Raw genomic sequence first — 18,956 nt, forward strand, 5'->3', positions numbered from 1 at the left:
CCCGCCATGGGCCACTACAAGAGCAACCTGCGTGACCTGGAGTTCAACCTCTTCGAGGTGTTCGGCCGCGGCGACGTTCTCGGGCAGGGGCCCTATGGGGAGGTCGACGCCGACACGGCCCGCGAAATGCTGCGTGAGGTCGCGCGCCTCGCCGAGCACGAGCTCGCCGACAGCCTGCTCGACTCCGACCGCAACCCGCCCGTCTTCGACCCGATGACCCACTCGGTGACCATGCCCGAGTCGTTCAGGAAGTCCTACCGCGCCTACACCGACAGCGGGTTCTGGGCCGTGGACATCCCCGCCGAGCTCGGCGGCACCGTCGTCCCACCGTCGCTGAAGTGGGCCATGAACGAGCTGATCCTCGGCGCGAATCCCTCGATCGCCATGTATGCCGCGTCGTTCGCCTTCGCGAAGATCCTCTACTTCCTGGGCACCGACGAGCAGAAGCAGCTCGCCCAGCACCTCGTCGACGGCCGCTGGGGCGCGACGATGGTCCTCACCGAGCCCGACGCCGGCTCGGACGTCGGCGCCGGCCGCACGAAGGCCGTCCAGCAGCCCGACGGCAGCTGGCACCTGACCGGGGTCAAGCGCTTCATCACCTCGGCCGAGCACGACCTGTCCGACAACATCGTCCACTTCGTCCTGGCCCGCCCCGAGGGAGCCGGCGCCGGCACCAAGGGGCTGTCACTGTTCGTCGTCCCCAAGTTCATGGTGGACAACGCCACCGGGGCCCTCGGTGAGCGCAACGGGGCCTATGTCACCAACGTCGAGCACAAGATGGGCCTCAAGGTCTCGACGACCTGCGAGATCACCTTCGGCGAGCGGGAGCCCGCCGTCGGCACGCTGCTGGGCGGCGTCCACGACGGCATCGCGCAGATGTTCCGGGTCATCGAGCACGCGCGGATGCTGGTGGGCACCAAGGCGATCGCGACCCTGTCGAGTGGCTACCTCAACGCGCTCGACTACGCCAGGCAGCGCGTCCAGGGCGCCGACCTCACCCAGCAGGGCGACAAGGACGCCCCCCGGGTGACGATCACGCACCACCCCGACGTGCGACGTTCGTTGATGCTGCAGAAGTCCTACGCCGAGGGCCTGCGGGCGCTCGTGCTCTACACCGCGACCCAACAGGACATCGTCGACCAGGCCAAGCTCACCTCCGGCTCCGAGGAGCTCGAGAAGGACTCCCCCGCCGACCTCGCCAGCCGCGTCAACGACCTGCTCCTGCCCATCGTCAAGGGCCTCGGCTCCGAGCGGGCCTGGGTGCTCCTCGGCACCGAGTCCCTCCAGACCCTCGGCGGCTCGGGGTTCCTGCAGGACTACCCGATCGAGCAGTACGTCCGGGACGCCAAGATCGACACCCTCTACGAGGGCACGACGGCGATCCAGGGCCTCGACTTCTTCTTCCGCAAGATCGTCCGCGACAAGGGCGTCGCCCTCTCCCAGGTCGCGATGCAGGTGCAGGAGCTGGCCAAGGACCTCGGCGCCCAGGGCGGGGCCCTCGACACCGAGCGCGAGCTGCTCGGCCGGGCCCTGGAGGACGTGCAGGGCATCCTCGGCTACCTGGTGGCCACCGCGTTCGCGTCGGACCCGCGGCAGGAGGGCGCCGACGTGCGCAACGTCTACAAGGTCGGCCAGAACACCTCCCGCTTCCTGCTCGCGGCCGGGGACCTCGTCGTCGGCTGGCTCCTCCTGCGCCAGGCTGCGGTCGCCCACCAGGCCCTCACCACCCGCGGCTCACAACTGTCGCGGCAGGACACCGACTTCTACATCGGCAAGGTCGCAGCAGCCAGGTTCTTCGCCCGCACCGTCCTGCCGCACCTCACCTCCGAGCGGGCCATCGCCGAGGCGACGGACAACTCGCTGATGGACGTCCCGGAGTCCGCCTTCTGAGCCGACGGCGCCCCACGGCATACGAGGCAGGGGCCTCACGCGGCGGCGGAGGTCAGCGAGAACCGGCGAGGGTCGCCAGGAACGGTCAGAGGTTGTCGTCGGTGCGACGCTCCTCGACGACACGGTGCTCGACGTTGCCCTCGTCGATGTTCCTGCGCTCGACGACAGAGGTGTGCGAGGTGTGGGTGCGCTGCCTGTTCTGGATCGTGCCGAAGATCAGGGCGAGCAGCCCACCGGCCATGAGGATGTAGCCGACGACGTCGAGGTTGGTGCCCGCGATCTGGTTGTCGAGGCGAGTGAAGCTGAGGATCGCTCCGACGACCATCAGGAAGATGCCTAGGCCGATACCCATGTGATGCCTCCCGGGAGGGACACGATCCGGCGCGGGGTGCGACCGGACTCGTGCAGTTCGACGATAGTGCTTGATCGAAGGAATACCCACGAACCGGTCCCGCACACGCCGGGGGCACCCCCTGCCGGAAATGGTGGCACGCGGCATGCTCACCGCCGTGGTCGCTGGCGGCGGCCTGCACAAAGACGTGCAGCGTCCGGGTCGGTATGCCGGGTGCGAACCGCAGCGTCCGGGTGAGCCCGGGCCGGGCTTCCCGGCTCAGCGGACGTGGTCGGGGATCCGGCGGTCGTCGAGCACGGGGAAGGACTCGCGCCACGCGTCGACGGCGCTCATGTCGATGTCGACGGACAGGACCTCCTCGCCCGTGCCGGCCATGGCCAGGGCCTCGCCGGTGGGCGAGACGACCTGTGAGTGGCCGCCCATCTCGTGCCCGGAATGGGTGCCGGCGGTGTTGCAGGCAATGACGACGCACTGGTTCTCGATGGCCCGCGCGTGCGCGAGGAGGGTCCAGTGCTGGACTCTCGGCCGGGGCCACGCCGCGGGGATGACGAAAAGCGTGGCGCCGAGGTCGAGCTGCGCGCGGTAGAGCTCGGGAAAGCGCAGGTCGTAGCACGTGGACAGCCCGGCGCGGACCGTGCCACCACCGCCGTCGGGCAGGTCCATCATGACCAGCTCCTCCCCCGCCTCCATGAGCCGGGGTTCGCCTGTCCCGAAACCGAACCGGTGGATCTTGCGGTAGGTCGCCGCGAGCACGCCGTCGGGGCCGAAGACGAGCGACGTGTTCCACAGGTCCTTCCCGTCGCGGCCGACGGCGGCGCCGGACGTGGTCTCGACGATCGAGCCGGCGTGCAGCGTGACGCCCGCCTCGCGGGCGGCCACGGACATGGCCTGCGCCACCGCGCCCTGCGTCGTCTCGGCCCGCTCCGGCCAGTGCCGGTAGTCGAACCCGCCTGCGGCCCACAGCTCCGGCAGGACGACGAGGTCGTGCCCGCGCTGCTCACGCACGAGCGCGGACACCCGCACGAGGCGGTCGGCGACGCTCTCGTCGTCGCCGTAGGCGAGCTGGATCAGGGCGACCTTCATGTCCGCGCTCCTAGGTGGTGGTGTCTGTGTCGTTGGTGTTGGTGGTGTTGGTGGTGGAGGGCTGGCGGGGGCGGCCCTGGTCGGCCAGGGTCTTCAGTCGCGCGTTGTATGCCGTGAGGTCGGCGTCCCCGTCGCGGGCCGCCTGGCGGTCGGTGCGCCTGGTCTCCAGCGAGTCGCTCCGCACCCAGGCCAGCACGACGAGCAGGGCCAGGACCAGGGTCGGGACCTCGCCGATCCCCCACGCGAGCGCACCCCCCTGCTGCTGGTCGGCGACCGGGTCAGGGATCCAGGGCACCCGCAGCTGGCCGAAGAAGTCGGGCGCCAGCAGGGTCGTGCCCGTCATCAGCCCGACCCCGAAGAAGGCGTGGAAGGAGATCGTCACGAGCAGGATGATGAGGCGCAGGGAGGGCGACCACTTGGGCGGGCCCGGGTCGATGCCCACCAGGACCCAAGCGAAGAGGTAGCCGGTGACGAGGAAGTGGGCGATCATCAGCACGTGCCCGGTGTGGGTCTCGAGGGCCAGCTGGAACAGCGGTGAGTAGTAGAAGACCGCCAGGCTGAAGAAGAAGAGCGCCGCGGCCACGACCGGGTTGCCGAGGACGCGCAGCAGCCGGGAGTGGGTGAGCCCGAGGAGCAGCTCGCGCGGGCCGAGGCTGCCGTCCTTGCGGGCCGGCAGGGTCCGCAGGCCCAGCGTCACCGGGGCGGCGAGCGCGAGGAGGAGCGGGGTGGCCATCGCTACGAACATGTGCTCGATCATGTGCCAGGAGAAGGAGATCCGCCCGAGCACCCCCGGGGCGCCGCAGACAGCCCACACGAGCACGGTCCAGCCGAGGACCCAGGCCGCCGCGCGACCGATCGGCCACGAGTCTCCGCGACGCCGGAGGCGCACGACGCCGACGACGTAGAGCAGCACCGCGACGACGGCGACGACGCCCCAGAGCCAGTCCCACCGCCACAGGGTCAGCCACGTCGTGGTCGAGGGGGCGATGGGCTCGCGGTAGCCGGTGAGGCTCTCGGCCACCGTCGCCGGCAGGGGGGCCTCCGGGGCCGTCCCGGGGCTCCGAGCGAGGGCGGTGGCGAAGCCCACCGCGACCCCCATCACCAGCACCTCCACAGCGGCGAAGCGGCCGAACAGCCCGTTGCCGGTCGGGTCGTTCGTCAGCCGCGCGACGATGCGCCGCCGGTGGAGCAGGCCGAAGCCGCCGAGCACGACGAGGCACCCGGTCTTGACCAGGACGAGGCTCCCGTATGCCGTGAAGAGGTTACCGAGACCGCCGAGCCGCACGACGGCGCTGACGACTCCGGACACTCCCACCGCGACGAAGCACCAGAGAGCAAGGCTCGAGTAGCGGGCGATCACGGCCGGTAACCGCGTGCCGAGCAGGGGACGTAGCACGACCAGGGCGAGCAGTCCTCCGACCCAGAGCGTCACCCCGACGAGGTGGGCGGCCAGGGCGTTGACCGCGGTCTCGTGGTCGGCGCTGCCGGCAGCGTGCCCGGCGAGCGCGAGGGGCAGCACGGCGAAGAGGGCAATGAAGGCCGCCGCGGCGAGGGCCTTGCGGGTCAGGGCCACGGCCGCGACCGTCGTGGCGAGCGCCGCGAGCCCTGCGCTGAGGATCCCCACCCGCAGGGTCTCGAGCGACCAGACGAACGCCTGGAACTGCGGCCAGAACTGCGAGCTGCCCAACGGGGTGCCCGCCGCGTCGGAGAAGGCGAGCACGACACCCAGCAGGCCGGAGACGACCCAGACGACGCCGCTGGCCACCGCGAGCCGCCCGGCGGCGAGCATCACCGACGGCTGGCCCTTGCCGGGCAGCAGCAGGGCGCCGACGACGAGCAACCCGATCGTCAGGGAGGCCGAGAGGTCGTGGACGACGCGCAGCAGGGGCAGCCCCCACCGGACGACGGCCCCGACGTCCTCGATCCCCGCGACGGCCGGGACGGCTGCCCCGCCGATGACGACGGCGACCGCGCAGGCGGCCAGCGAGACGAGCACGACACCCAGCGCCGGGATCCGGGACGGGGCCACGCTGCCCTTCGTCGTGCTCGTCGTGCCCGTTGTGGTGGTGGCCATGCCCACCAGCGTAAGTACAGTGGCCGCATGCCCATGCATCCGGCACCGCCCACCGACCTCGCCGGGCTCATCGACGCCTACGAGCACACCGTGCAGGCCGTCATCGATCTGGCGCAGACCTGCTCACCGGACGACTTCGACCTGCAGACCGAGTGTCCGGGATGGACCGTCAAGGACCAGGTCAGCCACATCGTGGGCATCGAGTCGTGGCTCGACGGCGCGGAGCCCCCCTCCCTCGAGCTCCCCGAGATGCCGCACGTCAGAAGCGAGATGGGCAGGTTCATGGAGCTCTTCGTCCATGAGCGACGTCCCCTCGACGGGTCGGACGTCGCGGGTGAGCTCGAGGACGTGCTCGCCAGCCGGATGTCCGCGCTGCGCGACCCGGCGCTGACCGCCGACTCGGTGGTGCGTGGCCCGTTCGGGCCGACGACCGCCACCGAGGCCCTGACCCTGCGGGTCGTCGACATCTGGGTGCACGAGCAGGACATCCGCGCGGCGATCGGACGTCCCGGCAACCTCGACTCCCCCTCCGCGGCGGCCTTCGTCAGCGCGATCATCCGGTCGCTGCCCCGCATCGTCGCCCGCGACGCGGCCGTGCCCGTGGGCGAGGCCGTGCTCTTCGACATCACCGGCCCCGTCGTCGGTCGCGCGGGGGTCCGGGTCGTCGAGGGGGAGGACGGACGGCCGCAGGGCGAGGCGCTCTTCACCGGCGACACCCGCGACAGCAGCACCGACGGCCTGGGTGGGACGACCTCGATCATCCTGTCGACCGACGCCCTGACCCGGCGTGCTGCCGGCCGCCGGGCCGTCGACGAGATCATCTTCACGGTGCACGGGGACGAGGCGCTGGCCCGCTCGGTGCTCGAGCGCCTGGTGATCATGCCCTGACCCCGGCCTGGTTCCCGGGACCGAGATGGTTGTTTGACGCATGCACATTCCCGTGAGATAGTTGCGTGGTTCAAGCAACTAACCATGAGGGGCCGTCCGGTGCCAGTCAGACGCGAGACCGCCGAATCGATCGCCACGACGCTGGGGCGGGTCATGAAGGTCATGACGGCCATGCGCCACCACGCACCCCGCCAGCACGACGCGGTGGACCCCTCGCACTATCCGCTGCTCTTCACCCTCGCGAGCGATCCGCGTCGCGTGTCGGTGTTGGCGGAGATGATCCACTCGGACGTCTCGACGGTGAGCCGTCAGGTGTCCCACCTCGTGCAGCACGGCCTGATCGCGAAGATCGACGACCCGGAGGACGGCCGGGCCCAGCTCCTCTCGCTCAGCCCCACCGGCAGCGAGGTCATCGAGCGGCTCATCCGCGCCCGCGGCGAGTGGTTCGAGGCCCTGCTCTCCACCTGGAGTGACACGGACGCGCAGTCGTTCGCCCACCTCCTCACCCGCTTCGGCGACGACGTCGAAAGCTTCAAGGCCGGCCTCGGCGCCGCCCCGCCTCTTCCATCCCCCCAGGAGCACTGACATGGCAACCGCCAACCCGGCTCGGATCGACGCCGAGCCCAGTGGGCCACTGACCCACCGCCAGATCCTCACCATCCTCGTCGGCCTGATGATGGGGATGTTCCTTGCCGCGCTCGACCAGACCATCGTCGCGTCGGCCATCCGGGTCATCGCCGACGACCTCAAGGGTCTCTCGGCTCAGGCGTGGGTCACCACGGCATACCTCATCACCTCGACGATCGTTACGCCGCTCTACGGCAAGCTGTCCGACATCTACGGGCGCAAGCAGTTCTTCATCGCCGCCATCACGATCTTCACGATCGGCTCGATGCTCTGCACGCTCGCCACCTCCATCGGCACCCTCGCGGCCTACCGCGCCGTCCAGGGCCTCGGCGCCGGCGGTCTCTTCTCGCTCGCGCTGGCCATCATCGGCGACATCGTCCCGCCGCGTGAGCGCGCGAAGTACCAGGGCTACTTCCTCGCCGTCTTCGGCACCTCCAGCGTCCTCGGCCCGGTCATCGGCGGGTTCTTCGCCGGCCAGACCACGATCCTCGGCGTGACCGGCTGGCGCTGGGTCTTCCTCGTCAACGTCCCGATCGCGATCGCGGCGCTCTTCGTCGTCACGCGCACCCTGCACATCACCCACCGCCGGCTCGACCACCGCATCGACTGGTGGGGCGCCGTGGCGCTGACCGTCGGGCTCGTGCCGCTGCTCATCGTGGCCGAGCAGGGCCGCGCCTGGGGCTGGGGATCCACGAACGCTGTGCTCTGCTACGGCGTCGGCGTCCTCGGCGTGATCGGCTTCGTCCTCGTCGAGCGCGCCATGGGCGAGGAGGCGCTGATCCCCCTTCGCCTCTTCGCCAACCGCACCGTCGGTGTGGCCTCCATCGCCTCCGTCTTCATCGGCATGGGCATGTTCGGTGGCCTCGCCGCCCTGCCGCTCTACCTCCAGATCGTCAAGGGCGCCTCGCCCACGGCCGCCGGCCTGATGCTGCTGCCGCTGACCCTCGGCATCATGACCGGCTCGATCTTCTCCGGCCAGATGATCTCGAGGACGGGCCGCTACCGCCAGTACCCGATCATCGGCACCGGGCTGCTCGTGGCGTCGATGTTCGCCTTCCACTACGTAGGGGCGGACACCCCGCTCTGGCCGACGATGATCATCATGGTGTTCTTCGGGATGGGCCTCGGCTTCAACTTCCAGCCGCTCACTCTCGCCGTCCAGAACGCCGTCAGCCCTCGGGACATCGGGGTGGCCACCTCATCGGCGACCTTCACCCGCCAGATGGGTGGCACGCTCGGCACGGCTGTCTTCTTGTCGATCCTCTTCTCGAAGGCCGCGGAGAACATCCCGGCTGCCTATGCCTCTGCCGGCAGCACGCCCGCGTTCGTTGCTGCTGCACAGAACCCGCAGGGTGACCCGGCAGCGAACGCCAGCTTCCTGCAGGGACTGAGGGCTGCGGCAACCGACGGGGGCGCCGCCTTCAACACTGCCCTGAGCGACTCGTCATTCCTGCAGAAGATCGACCCGCGGCTGGCGCACCCCTACCTCGAGGGCTTCTCGCTGTCGATGCAGACGGTGTTCCTCGTGGCCTCAGCCATCCTCGTCATCTCGTTCGCCGTCGCCTGGTTCCTTCCCCACGTGGAGCTGCGCAGCGGGTCGTCCTACGACGAGCGCGGCAAGGCCGACCGGGAGGCCGACAAGGCCGAGCTGGTCAGGGTCGGCGGTGCCTCGGACAAGGAGTCGCGCGCTGACGTCCAGCACGACGCCGCGAAGCACGACGCCACGCAGACCGACGTCTCGCCGGACAGCCGCCCAGCACGCAAGCCCGGACGGCACCGGGCGGAGCGCGGCGAACAGCTGGCCTGACCCGGCCGCCCCCACCGGTGGCCACGGCATACAGCTGACACACCACGCACGAGGGCCCGGTCACCGCAGTCGGTGACCGGGCCCTCCTGCGTGCGGGGTAGCGTCGCGGGCATGACCCCCTCCCCCGCCCTCCCGTCCGCCGCCCGGCCATGAGGCGCAGCGTTGCGGCCGTGGGTCGCGCCTCGGTCGGGCAGGTGTGGGAGCGGTATGCCGTTCTCGCCGATTGGAGCTCGTGGTCGCCCCCGATCCGGCGCGTCGAGGCATCGGGCGCCCGGCTCGTGGCGGGCCTGACCGGGGTGGTCCACGGACCCCCGGGGGTGCGCATCCCGTTCGTCGTGGACGCCGTTGACGAGGTGGCGCACACCTGGAGTTGGCACGTCAGCGTCGGAGTCCTACGGGTCGACCTCGAGCACGAGGTGCTGGCCACGAGCGCGGGCGGATCGGCGGCCACGCTGGTCGTGGACGGGCCGTTGCCCGTGGCGCTGCTCTATCCCGAGGTCGCACGGATCGCCCTCACCCGCCTCGTCGCCGGGTAGCGCTCAGCACACGGCGCTCAGCGAGCAGCGGGGGTGGGCGCCGTGCGCTCACGGAGCCGGTCGGCCCGGGCCAGCCGTCGCCACCCGGCGAGGGCAGTGAGAAGCGCGCCGAGACCGGCGAGCACGGGGACGAGGTAGGCCTCGTGGGCTCCGAGGCGTTCAACGGCGGCGCCACCCAGGGCCGAGCCCGCCGAGATCCCGACGATGAGGCCGGTGAGCACGATCGTCATCCCCTCGTTGAGCATCGCCGTCGGCACCAGGCGCTGGGCCAGGCCCATGCTCGTGATCAGGGTCGGCGCAGTGGCGACGCCGGCGACGGCCATGACGACGGCGAGCGGCCACAGACCGTTGACGAACAGGACGGGCAGCTCGAGGACGAACATGCCGGCCGTACCGACGACAAGGCGGGTGACGATCGACGAGCGGAAGACCCTCGTCCCGAAGACGACCCCCGAGGCGGCTGAACCCAGGGCGAAGAGGGCGAGCATCACCGACGAGAACCCCTTGCTGCCGGCGCCATCCGCGACGGCGATCGTCACGACCTCGTTGCCTCCGAAGATCACGCCGGTCATCACCATGACCATCGACACGACGACGAGCCCGGGCCGGCGGGCCGCCACCCCCTCCGGACGGTGGTCGCGGTGGACGACCGTCGGTTCGCTCGAGCGGGCCGAGCAGAAGAGCAGGGTGCCCGTCAGGTAGCCCACCCCAGCGAGCACGAGCCCCGCCTCGGGCAGGACGAGGGTGCTCACCACGACGGCGAGCACCGGGGCGACGACGAAGGACAGCTCGTCGAGGACCTGCTCGAACGACATCGCGACGTGGAGGGTGGCCTCGTCGCCGTCGCAGATCTGGTTCCACCGGGCCCGCGACATGGTGCCGAGGCTGGGCACCCCGGCCGAGAGGGGGTAGAACACGAAGAGCGTCCAGATCGGGGCGTCCAGGATCGAGCAGGCCACGGTGGCCGCGATCATCAGCGTGGAGAAGGCGACGAGGGGGATCGCGACGCGCCGCTGCCCGTGCCGGTCGACGAGCCCTCCGATCACCGGCGCGAGGACGGCGAGGGCGAGCAGACCGACCGCCGATACTGCCCCGGCGAGACCGTAGGAGTCGTGCCGGGTCGCGACCATGACGACGACGGAGATCCCGAACATCGCCGCCGCCAGCCGCCCCAGGGCGGCGCCGACAATGAACCGGTCGGCGCCGGGCACGGCGAACAGGGGGTGGTAGGCGGACAGCATGGTGGGACCTGGGGGATCAGCCCCAGACGAGACCCCGACTCGGGTCCTCGAGGATCGCGGCAACGTCGGAGAGGAACCGGCTGCCGAGCTCGCCGTCGATGAGCCGGTGGTCGAAGGAGATCGCCAGCTGGGTCACGTGTCGGACCGCGATCTCGTCGTTGGCGTCGGTGTCGGTGACGACCCACGGCTGCTTGCGGATCGCGCCGAAGCAGACGATCGCGCTCTCGCCGGGGTTGATGATCGGCGTGCCGCTGTCGACCCCGAAGACCCCGACGTTGGTGATCGTCATCGTGCCGCCGGCCATGTCGGCAGGCTGGGTGCGTCCCTCCCGGGCCGTCGCGGTGAGCGCGCCGATGGCCTCGGCGAGCTGGTGCAGGTCCATCCGGTCCGCGTCCTTGATGTTCGGGACGAGCAGCCCCCGGGGGGTCGCGGCCGCGATGCCGAGGTTGACGTAGCGTTTGACCACGATCTCCTGCGCCGGCTCGTCCCACGTCGCGTTCATGCCCGGGTTGCGGGCGATCGCGATGCAGAGAGCCCTGGCCAGGACCAGCAGCGGGGTGACCTTGACGTCCTGGAACTCACGGTCCTGCTTCAGCCGGGCCACGAGCTCCATCGTGCGGGTGACGTCGATGGTGATCCACTCGGTCACGTGCGGCGCGGTGAAGGCCGACTGCACCATCGCCTGGGCGGTCATCCTGCGGACGCCCTTGACCGGCACCCGGGTCTCACGCTCACCTGTCGCACCGAACACCGGGGCGACGTATGCCGTGCCGTCGCCCGAGTCGCCCGAGTCGCCCGGCGACGCAACGGGCTTCGGGCCCTGCCCGGTCACGTGGGCATCGACGTCGGCCCTGGTGATGATCCCGTTGTCCCCCGAGCCGGCAACCTGGTCGAGGTCGATCCCGTGGTCCTTGGCGTACTTGCGGACCGGTGGCTTGGCCAGCGCCCGACCGGCCCCGGACGGGGGCGACGGCGCATCGACCCTCGCCCGCGGGCTGCGTGCGGTGTAGTCGTCGACGGCGACCGCCGGGGACGGGACGAACTCGTCGGGGTTCTTCACCGGCAGGTGGCGCGCCGGTGCCGTCGGAGCCGAGGCACGCGGCATACCGGGGTCTGCGGGCGACCCGCCGCCCTTGCGGGGGCGGCGCTTGGCCTCGGTCTGCTTGACCCCGTAACCGACGAGGACGGCGGTGCGGCCCGTCGACGTCAGTCCGCCGATCTTGCCCTCCTCGATGTCCGCGCCACCGTCGGTGGGGGACGGCACCGGTGGCGCGTCGGCGCCCTGGCCGTCCTCGACGGAGATGATCACGGAGCCGACCTCGACGGTGTCGCCCTCGGAGGCGAGGAGCTCGGTCACGGTGCCCGCGAAGGGCACCGGCAGCTCGACGAGCGACTTGGCCGTCTCGATCTCGACGATGATGTCGTTGACCTTGACCGTGTCACCGACCCGGACGCGCCACGTGACGATCTCAGCCTCGGTGAGTCCTTCGCCGGGGTCCGGGAGCTTGAACTGCTTCACACTCATGTCGTGGAATCCCTTGTCTCAGAACGTCAGTCAGAAGGAGAGCGAGCGGTCGACGGCGTCGAGGACGCGGTCGAGGTCGGGGAGGAACTCCTCCTCGAGGCGGCTCGGTGGGTAGGGAAGGTTGTAGCCGCCGACCCGCAGGACGGGCGCCTCGAGGTGGTGGAACGACGTCTCGGAGACGATCGCGGCAATCTCGCTGCCGAGGCCGAGGAAGGTCGAGGCCTCGTGGACCACGACCATCCGGCCCGTCTTCTCGACCGACGCCGTCAGGGCGTCGTAGTCGAGGGGGCTGAGCGAGCGCAGGTCGATGACCTCGAGGCTCTTGCCCTCCTCCTGCGCGGCCTCGGCGGCCTGGAGGCACGTCTTGACCATCGGCCCGTAGGCGACGACCGTGCAGTCCGTGCCCTCCCGGGCGACGGCGGCCTCGAACAGCCTGCGGGGAGCGGCGTCCTCGTCGACCTCACCCTTGTCCCAGTAGCGGCGCTTGGGCTCGTAGAAGATCACCGGGTCGTCGGTCTCGATGGCCTGCTGGATGCCCCAGTAGGCGTCCTCGGGGTTGGAGACGCAGACCACGCGCAGGCCCGCGGTGTGGGCGAAGTACGCCTCGTTGGACTCGCTGTGGTGCTCGACCGCGCCGATGCCGCCGCCGACGGGGATCCGGATGACCATCGGCAGCCTCACCTTGCCCAGCGATCGGGCGTGCATCTTGGCGACCTGGCTCACGATGTGGTCGAACGCGGGATAGACGAACCCGTCGAACTGGATCTCGATGACGGGCCGGTAGCCGCGTAGGGCCATCCCGATCGCCGTGCCGACGATCCCGGCCTCGGCGAGCGGGGTGTCCATGACCCGGTCCTCGCCGAAGTCCTTCTGCAGGCCCTCCGTGACCCTGAAGACGCCGCCGAGCTTGCCGATGTCCTCGCCCATGAGGATGACCTTGGGATCCTTCTCCATGGCGCGGCGCAGACCGTTGGTGACGCCCTTGGCGATCGTCATCTGGCCCATGTCAGTGCCCACCCTCGAAGCTCGCCTGGTATGCCGTGAACTGCGCTCGCTCCGCCTCGACGAGCGGGTGCTCCTCGACGTAGATGTGGTCGAACATCGACTCCGGCGTCGGGTCGGGCATGCTCAGGCACCCCTCCCGGACCGTGACGGCCAGCGCGTCGGCCTCCGCCTCGACCTGCTCGAAGAACGCGGCGTCAGCCTTGCCCTGCTGGGCGAGGTAGGCCTTGACCCGCTCGATCGGGTCGCGCAGCTTCCACACCTCGACCTCGGCGGAGACGCGGTACTTGGTCGGGTCGTCGGAGGTGGTGTGGGCACCCATCCGGTAGGTCCACGCCTCGACGAGGAACGGGCCCTGACCGGACCTGGCCTCCTCGAGCGCGTGCTTCGTCACGGCATACACGGCCAGGACGTCGTTGCCGTCGACCCGCACGCCGGGGAAGCCGAAGCCGCGGGCGCGCTGGAAGAGCGGGATGCGGGTCTGGCGGTCGTTGGGCTCGGAGATCGCCCACTGGTTGTTCTGGCAGAAGAAGACGACCGGCGCGTTGTGGACGGCGGCGAAGGTGAACGCCTCGCTGACGTCGCCCTGTGCGGTGGCGCCGTCGCCGAAGTAGGCGATCACCGCGGTGTCGCGCTCGGGGTCGCCGGTGCCGACGTCGCCGTCGTGCTGGATGCCCATGGCATAGCCGGTCGCGTGGAGCGTCTGGGCGCCGATGACGATCGTGTAGAGGTGGAAGTTCTTCTCGTTGGGGTCCCAGCCACCGTGGTTGATACCGCGGAAGAGGCCGAGGAGGTTGAGCGGGTCGACCCCGCGGCACCAGGCGACGCCGTGCTCGCGGTAGGTGGGGAAGGCATAGTCCTGAGGTTTCATGGCCCGGCCGGACCCGACCTGGGCGGCCTCCTGCCCGAGCAGCGAGGCCCAGATGCCGAGCTCGCCCTGGCGCTGCAGCGCGGTGGCCTCGGCGTCGACGCGCCGGATGAGGACGAGGTCGCGGTAGAAGCCGCGCAGGTCCTCGTCGGTCAGCTCGTCGACGTAGGCGGCGTAGTCGACCGCCGCCGGACTCTCGACGCGCTGGCCCTCGGGGGTCAGCAGCTGGATCATGTCCGGGCCACCGTCCCCGACAGCGGGGACCGGTGCGGTCAGGTCCACGACCTTGTTGGCGCTCACAGGCACTCCTCTTCGCGTGCACGGCGCTGTGCGAGCCGTGCCCGTCCTCGGGCCGTGGAACCGTGGCACGGGTTCTCCGCACCGGACCTCGGCGTCGGTGGTGTGGACGCCGCCGGGTGTGGTGGCGCTCACCGTCGAGCCTCTCGGGCCCAATGTATCCGTCGCGCCGACAGATCTCACCATGTGGTCGGTTCGGTCCACCCCGGGGACGATCGAGAGCCGGTCGCCAGTGTTGACGCAGCGTCAACACGGAGGGCAGGCCCGACCACGGTGAGCAGCTGACTCCTGCCGGGGCTCGGGTTGTCCACAGGGGCTCTGCGCCACCTGCGCCATCCGGGGCAGGCTGGGCGGATGTCCACCCTGGAGACGGTTGCCGACCGCCACGGCATCCTCAGTGTCGCGGACGGCCGCCGCGCCGGTCTGGGCGCCCCCGACCTCGAGCGCCTCGTGCGGGAGGGTCAGCTCGTCAGCCTGGCCCGGGGTTGGTATGCCGTGGGCCCGCCCGAGACCCCCGAGGAGAGGCACGCCCTGGTCACCAGGGCCATGGTCCGCTCTCACGAGGGGCGGGCCGTGGCGTCGCACCACAGCGCGCTCTGCCTGCTCGGGCTCCCCACGTTGCGGGCCGACTGGCAGACGGTACGCCTCAGCCGGGTGACATCCGGCGCTCCCCGCACCCGGAAGGGTCTCTCGCTCGGGCGGTGCATCCCGGCCGAGGCGGTCGCGGCGGTCCCCGACGGGGAGCCGTTCCCCGTGACCGTCGTGCCGGCGTTGGCCGTCCTCCAGACCGGAATCTCGGCCGGGCCCCTGGCGAGCCTGGTGGCCGCAGACGGCGCCCTGCACCAGAAGCTGATCCTCCCGCAGGACCTGGACGTCGCCCTCGCGTGGGTCCAGCACCACCCGCGGACCTCCATGCTGCGCCCGTTCCTCCAGCTCGCGGACGCCCGGCACGCATCGCCCGGCGAGACACGACTGCGCCACGCCTTCCACCTCATGTGCCTCGCCGTCACGCCGCAGCACCGTGTCGTGGCCCCGGGGTTCCTTGCCTTCGTCGACTTCGTGCTCGATGGGGTCAAGGTTGCCATCGAGTTCGACGGCAAGGTGAAGTACGGCAGGACCCTCGATGCCGTGGACTCCCGGGGCCGGCGGCTCAGCCCGGAGGAGGTCCTGTGGGCGGAGAAGCGCCGGGAAGACCGGCTGCGTGAGCTCGGCTACGAAGTGGTCCGGGTCGTCTGGTCCGAGCTCGACAACCCCGCAGCCCTGGCCCGACGGATCCGGGCCGCCATAGCCCGGGCCAGGGCGCGCGGTCCGGCCGGGCTCTTGACGCTGAGTCAAGGGGGTTGACGCAGCCTGCAAGGGGCGTCAACCCCCTTGACTCAGCGTCAACAGGATCGGTGCGGGGGCTGCGTCAGCGGGGGGCAGCGTCAGCGGGGGGCTGCGTCAGCGGGGGCCGAAGGCCTGGGCGACCTCGATCAGCCGGTCGTTCGCCTCGACCTCGGCGATCGTCACCCGCACCCCGTCGTCGCCGTACTGCCGCACCACGAGCCCGGCCTCCTGACACGCCCGGTTGAAGTCGCTCGAGTCGACTCCGAGCGGGAACCACACGAAGTTGGCCTGGCTCACCGGCAGCTTCCAGCCCTGCTCCTCCAGCGCCATGGCCACGCGGGCCCGCTCGGCGACGAGCGCCTCGACCCGCTCCTGCAGCTCGTCGAAGGCCGCGAGCGACGCGATCCCCGCGGCCTGCGCGACGGAGCTCACCCCGAAGGGGGTCGCCGTCGAGCGCAGCGCCCGTGCCATCCGCTCGTGCGCCACGGCATACCCGACCCGCAGGCCGGCCAGCCCGTAGGCCTTCGAGAACGTCCGCAGCACCATGACGTTGGGACGCTCACGCCACACCGAGATCGCCTCCGGGGCGTCGACGTCCGCCACGAACTCGACGTAGGCCTCGTCGAGGACGACCAGCACGTGCGCCGGCACCGCGTCGAGGAAGCGCTCGAGCTCGCGGCGGTGCACGGTCGTGCCGGTGGGGTTGTTCGGGGAGCAGACGATGGCGACCTTGGTCCGCTCGGTGACCGCGGCGGCCATCGCGTCGAGGCGGTGCCGGTCATCCGCGTCCAGCCCGACCTGCACCGAGGAGGCGCCCGCGAGCGCGACGACGATCGGGTAGGCCTCGAACGAGCGCCAGGCATAGACCACCTCGTCGCCGGGGTCGCACATCGCGGTGATGAGGTGCGCGAGGACGGCGACGCTCCCGTTGCCCGTGGCGATGTGGGCGGGCTCGACGCCGACGTGCGCGGCGATGGCTGCGGTCAGCGCGGTCACCGCCAGGTCGGGGTAGCGGTTGACGTTCCCGGCTGCCTCGGCGATGACGGCGCGCACCCGCTCGAGCGGGGGGTAGGGGTTCTCGTTGCTGGAGACCTTGTATGCCGTCTGCCCCGGCTTCGTGACAGCCGGCCTGCCCGGCACGTATGCCGGCAGGGCGTCGAGGGCGGCACGCAGGCGGACCTGCTCGGGCTCGGACGGCGTCGACATGGGTCCCACTGTAGGACCGGGTGGGTGACCCGGGCGGGTGACCCGGGCGGTCCGCGGGAGTCACGGCATACCTGCTCGTGGTCGTGGCACGATGACGACATGGGTGTCCTCAAGGACTTCGTCCTCAAGACCGTCGTCAACGGCCTCGCGCTGTGGCTGGCGGCCTTCGTCGTCACCGGCATCACCTTCGGGAGGGGCGCCGAGTGGACCGGCACGTTCACGACGGTGCTGCTCGTCGCGATCGTCTTCGGCCTGGTCAACGCGATCATCAGGCCGGTCGTGAAGCTCCTCTCGCTGCCGTTCATCCTCCTCACGCTCGGACTGTTCACGCTGGTCATCAACGCGCTCATGCTCCAGCTGACGTCCTGGCTCTCGGGCCGGCTCGGCCTCGCGTTCCACGTCGACCACTTCTTCTGGGACGCCGTCCTGGGCGCCCTCGTCATCACCGTCGTCTCGATGGTCCTGCATGTCCTCATCCCCGACGGCAACCGCAGGCGCTGACGTGGCCCGCTTCTTCGACGTCCACCCCAAGGACCCCAACCCGCGGGCGATCGCGCAGGTCGTGGCGATGCTGCGTGACGGTGGGCTGATCGCCTACCCCACCGACTCCGGCTACGCCCTCGGGTGCGCCCTGGGCAACGCCGAGGGCAAGGAACGGATCGCGACGATCCGGCGGCTCGACGAGCGCCACCACTACACGCTCGTGTGCCGCGACTTCGCCCAGCTCGGTCAGCTGGTCCACATCGACAACGCGGTCTTCCGGGCCATCAAGGCGGCCACCCCCGGCAGCTACACCTTCATCCTCCCCGCGACCAAGGAGGTGCCCAAGCGGCTGCTCCACCCGAAGAAGAAGACGGTGGGCGTGCGGATCCCCGACCACGCGGTCGTCCGGGCGCTCCTGGAGGAGCTGGGAGAGCCGTTGCTCACCAGCTCGCTGATCCTGCCCGGCGAGGAGACGCCGATGACCGACGGCTGGCAGGTCAAGGAGGCGCTCGACCACCAGATCGACGCCGTCATCGACGGTGAGTGCGGCAACGAGCCGACGACGGTCGTCGACTACTCGGACGGCTACCCCGAGATCACCCGCCACGGCGCAGGGGACCCGACCGCCTTCGAGTAGCGGTGAACGACCCGCGCTGCGGCGTCGAGGGGACTCCTCGCGTCTGGAAGGATCACCTCGTGAGCAGCACGCGACCGGAGCGGGTCACCATCAGTGACATCGCCCGGCGCCTGGACATCTCCAAGGCGTCGGTCTCCTACGCACTCAACGGCCGGCCGGGCGTCAGTGCCGAGACCCGGCAACGGGTGCTGGAGCTCGCCGACGAGCTGAGCTTCCACCCGAGCTCCGCCGCCGTCGCCCTGGCGGCATCCCGGTCGGGGACGATCGGCATCGTCATCGCTCGTGACCCCAAGGTCATCACGGCCGAGGGCTTCTACATGCGGACCCTCTTCGGCGTCGAGCAGTACCTCAACGAGGCCGACGGTTCGCTGCTGCTGCGGCTCACGGGTGAGAACGGTGAGGACATCGACGTGTACCGCCGGTGGGCACGCCAGCGGCGCGTCGACGGGTTCATCCTCTACGACGAGCTCGACGACGACCCCCGCATCCCGCTGCTGGTGTCCATGGGTATGCCGTGTGTGATGGTCACCTCGCGCGACCTCGACGACCACATCGGTCGGCTGATCACCCCGGAGCTCGAGACCGTGACCGTCCTGCTCGATCACCTGAACGCGTTCGGACACCGGCGGATCGCGCACATCAGTGGGCCGATGAGCTACATCCACGAACGAGTGCGGGCCGACCTCCTGACCCGGGAGGGCAGGCGCCGGGGGATGCGGATGCGGCACGTCGAGGGCAGCTACGGCTACGAGTCCGGGGCCGAGCGCACCCGGCACCTGCTCACGCTGCCGGCCCGGTCCCGGCCGACGGCGCTCATCGTCGGGAACGACATCATGGCCACGGCGGCGCTGCGGACGGCCGGTGAGCTCGCTATCGACGTCCCCGGGGCGCTGTCGATCATCGCGTGGGACGACTCCGTCCTCTGCGAGGTCGCGCGACCCCGCCTGACGGCGATGGACCACGGGCTGATGGAGAAGGCGCGGCTCGCGACCGACCTGCTCTTCCGGCTCATCGGGGGCGACACCGAGCCACACCGGCTGTCGCCCGTCGGGACCCTCCTCGTGCGTGACTCGACGGGTCCGGCGTCGTCCTGATGGCGGACCAGCGAGGTCAC

Annotated in this window: 17 protein-coding genes; 9 read left to right on the forward strand and 8 right to left on the reverse strand. The window is 70.6% G+C overall.

What is annotated here, in order from left to right; genetic code table 11:
- Positions 1-6: 6 nt before the first annotated feature.
- Positions 7-1,890, forward strand: a complete 1,884-nt coding sequence (locus tag ACLL9L_RS17980; RefSeq protein ID WP_411286021.1) for an acyl-CoA dehydrogenase — start codon at positions 7-9, stop codon at positions 1,888-1,890.
- Between the two features lie 85 nt (positions 1,891-1,975).
- On the opposite strand, the gene ACLL9L_RS17985 is transcribed toward ACLL9L_RS17980, so the two are convergent.
- The 3 genes from ACLL9L_RS17985 to ACLL9L_RS17995 form a co-directional block, all read right to left on the reverse strand.
- Positions 1,976-2,242, reverse strand: a complete 267-nt coding sequence (locus ACLL9L_RS17985; RefSeq protein ID WP_411286022.1) for a DUF6458 family protein — start codon at positions 2,240-2,242, stop codon at positions 1,976-1,978.
- Positions 2,243-2,500: 258 nt separating this feature from the next.
- A complete protein-coding gene (locus ACLL9L_RS17990) occupies positions 2,501-3,325 on the reverse strand; it encodes a carbon-nitrogen family hydrolase (RefSeq protein WP_411286023.1) in 825 nt (274 codons plus the stop codon).
- 10 nt (positions 3,326-3,335) lie between these two features.
- Positions 3,336-5,399 carry a cytochrome c oxidase assembly protein gene (locus ACLL9L_RS17995; RefSeq protein ID WP_411286024.1) on the reverse strand — a complete coding sequence of 688 codons (2,064 nt, stop codon included), beginning with the start codon at positions 5,397-5,399 and terminating at the stop codon, positions 3,336-3,338.
- A 27-nt stretch (positions 5,400-5,426) separates the two neighbouring features.
- On the opposite strand from ACLL9L_RS17995, the gene ACLL9L_RS18000 reads away from it, so the two are divergent.
- From ACLL9L_RS18000 to ACLL9L_RS18015, 4 genes are all read left to right on the forward strand, one after another.
- Entirely contained in the window at positions 5,427-6,287 is an 861-nt protein-coding gene (locus tag ACLL9L_RS18000) for a maleylpyruvate isomerase family mycothiol-dependent enzyme (protein WP_411286025.1), read from the forward strand.
- 99 nt (positions 6,288-6,386) lie between these two features.
- Positions 6,387-6,872, forward strand: a complete 486-nt coding sequence (locus tag ACLL9L_RS18005; protein ID WP_411286026.1) for a MarR family winged helix-turn-helix transcriptional regulator — start codon at positions 6,387-6,389, stop codon at positions 6,870-6,872.
- A 1-nt stretch (position 6,873) separates the two neighbouring features.
- The gene (locus tag ACLL9L_RS18010) at positions 6,874-8,721 is read left to right on the forward strand and encodes an MDR family MFS transporter (RefSeq protein WP_411286027.1); all 1,848 of its coding nucleotides are present in this window, start codon (positions 6,874-6,876) and stop codon (positions 8,719-8,721) included.
- Between the two features lie 149 nt (positions 8,722-8,870).
- Positions 8,871-9,257 carry a hypothetical protein gene (locus ACLL9L_RS18015; RefSeq protein WP_411286028.1) on the forward strand — a complete coding sequence of 129 codons (387 nt, stop codon included), beginning with the start codon at positions 8,871-8,873 and terminating at the stop codon, positions 9,255-9,257.
- Between the two features lie 17 nt (positions 9,258-9,274).
- On the opposite strand, the gene ACLL9L_RS18020 is transcribed toward ACLL9L_RS18015, so the two are convergent.
- From ACLL9L_RS18020 to pdhA, 4 genes are read right to left on the reverse strand one after another with little or no spacing between them, the layout of a single operon-like run.
- A complete protein-coding gene (locus tag ACLL9L_RS18020) occupies positions 9,275-10,498 on the reverse strand; it encodes an MFS transporter (protein ID WP_411286029.1) in 1,224 nt (407 codons plus the stop codon).
- Between the two features lie 16 nt (positions 10,499-10,514).
- Positions 10,515-12,023, reverse strand: coding sequence for a dihydrolipoamide acetyltransferase family protein (locus ACLL9L_RS18025; protein ID WP_411286030.1), 1,509 nt, complete (start codon positions 12,021-12,023; stop codon positions 10,515-10,517).
- 30 nt (positions 12,024-12,053) lie between these two features.
- Positions 12,054-13,028 carry an alpha-ketoacid dehydrogenase subunit beta gene (locus ACLL9L_RS18030; RefSeq protein WP_411286031.1) on the reverse strand — a complete coding sequence of 325 codons (975 nt, stop codon included), beginning with the start codon at positions 13,026-13,028 and terminating at the stop codon, positions 12,054-12,056.
- Between the two features lies 1 nt (position 13,029).
- Complete coding sequence (gene pdhA / locus ACLL9L_RS18035) at positions 13,030-14,127, reverse strand: pyruvate dehydrogenase (acetyl-transferring) E1 component subunit alpha (protein WP_411286052.1); 1,098 nt, start codon at positions 14,125-14,127, stop codon at positions 13,030-13,032.
- 417 nt (positions 14,128-14,544) lie between these two features.
- Here pdhA and ACLL9L_RS18040 point away from each other — a divergent pair, with 417 nt between their 5' ends.
- Entirely contained in the window at positions 14,545-15,534 is a 990-nt protein-coding gene (locus ACLL9L_RS18040) for a type IV toxin-antitoxin system AbiEi family antitoxin domain-containing protein (protein ID WP_411286032.1), read from the forward strand.
- Between the two features lie 96 nt (positions 15,535-15,630).
- Here the strand turns inward: ACLL9L_RS18040 and hisC are convergent, their stop codons facing one another.
- Complete coding sequence (gene hisC / locus ACLL9L_RS18045; RefSeq protein ID WP_411286033.1) at positions 15,631-16,722, reverse strand: histidinol-phosphate transaminase; 1,092 nt, start codon at positions 16,720-16,722, stop codon at positions 15,631-15,633.
- Between the two features lie 99 nt (positions 16,723-16,821).
- Between hisC and ACLL9L_RS18050 the strand changes: the two genes are divergently transcribed.
- From ACLL9L_RS18050 to ACLL9L_RS18060, 3 genes are read left to right on the forward strand one after another with little or no spacing between them, the layout of a single operon-like run.
- Positions 16,822-17,223 (forward strand): phage holin family protein, encoded by a 402-nt coding sequence (locus ACLL9L_RS18050; protein ID WP_411286034.1) that lies wholly within the window; start codon positions 16,822-16,824, stop codon positions 17,221-17,223.
- Position 17,224: 1 nt separating this feature from the next.
- A complete protein-coding gene (locus ACLL9L_RS18055) occupies positions 17,225-17,842 on the forward strand; it encodes an L-threonylcarbamoyladenylate synthase (protein ID WP_411286053.1) in 618 nt (205 codons plus the stop codon).
- 59 nt (positions 17,843-17,901) lie between these two features.
- Positions 17,902-18,936 (forward strand): LacI family DNA-binding transcriptional regulator, encoded by a 1,035-nt coding sequence (locus ACLL9L_RS18060; RefSeq protein WP_411286035.1) that lies wholly within the window; start codon positions 17,902-17,904, stop codon positions 18,934-18,936.
- Positions 18,937-18,956: the final 20 nt, after the last annotated feature.

The organism is Lapillicoccus sp. (assembly GCF_046595215.1).
Classification (GTDB): domain Bacteria; phylum Actinomycetota; class Actinomycetes; order Actinomycetales; family Dermatophilaceae; genus Lapillicoccus.

Excerpts from the sequence above, each read along its gene's own strand:
- ACLL9L_RS17980 (WP_411286021.1), top strand. The coding sequence starts at position 7 with ATGGGCCACTACAAGAGCAACCTGCGTGACCTGGAGTTCAACCTCTTC.
- ACLL9L_RS17985 (WP_411286022.1), bottom strand. The coding sequence starts at position 2,242 with ATGGGTATCGGCCTAGGCATCTTCCTGATGGTCGTCGGAGCGATCCTC.
- ACLL9L_RS17990 (WP_411286023.1), bottom strand. The coding sequence starts at position 3,325 with ATGAAGGTCGCCCTGATCCAGCTCGCCTACGGCGACGACGAGAGCGTC.
- ACLL9L_RS17995 (WP_411286024.1), bottom strand. The coding sequence starts at position 5,399 with ATGGCCACCACCACAACGGGCACGACGAGCACGACGAAGGGCAGCGTG.
- ACLL9L_RS18000 (WP_411286025.1), top strand. The coding sequence starts at position 5,427 with ATGCCCATGCATCCGGCACCGCCCACCGACCTCGCCGGGCTCATCGAC.
- ACLL9L_RS18010 (WP_411286027.1), top strand. The coding sequence starts at position 6,874 with ATGGCAACCGCCAACCCGGCTCGGATCGACGCCGAGCCCAGTGGGCCA.
- ACLL9L_RS18015 (WP_411286028.1), top strand. The coding sequence starts at position 8,871 with ATGAGGCGCAGCGTTGCGGCCGTGGGTCGCGCCTCGGTCGGGCAGGTG.
- ACLL9L_RS18020 (WP_411286029.1), bottom strand. The coding sequence starts at position 10,498 with ATGCTGTCCGCCTACCACCCCCTGTTCGCCGTGCCCGGCGCCGACCGG.
- ACLL9L_RS18025 (WP_411286030.1), bottom strand. The coding sequence starts at position 12,023 with ATGAGTGTGAAGCAGTTCAAGCTCCCGGACCCCGGCGAAGGACTCACC.
- ACLL9L_RS18030 (WP_411286031.1), bottom strand. The coding sequence starts at position 13,028 with ATGGGCCAGATGACGATCGCCAAGGGCGTCACCAACGGTCTGCGCCGC.
- pdhA (WP_411286052.1), bottom strand. The coding sequence starts at position 14,127 with ATGATCCAGCTGCTGACCCCCGAGGGCCAGCGCGTCGAGAGTCCGGCG.
- ACLL9L_RS18040 (WP_411286032.1), top strand. The coding sequence starts at position 14,545 with ATGTCCACCCTGGAGACGGTTGCCGACCGCCACGGCATCCTCAGTGTC.
- hisC (WP_411286033.1), bottom strand. The coding sequence starts at position 16,722 with ATGTCGACGCCGTCCGAGCCCGAGCAGGTCCGCCTGCGTGCCGCCCTC.
- ACLL9L_RS18050 (WP_411286034.1), top strand. The coding sequence starts at position 16,822 with ATGGGTGTCCTCAAGGACTTCGTCCTCAAGACCGTCGTCAACGGCCTC.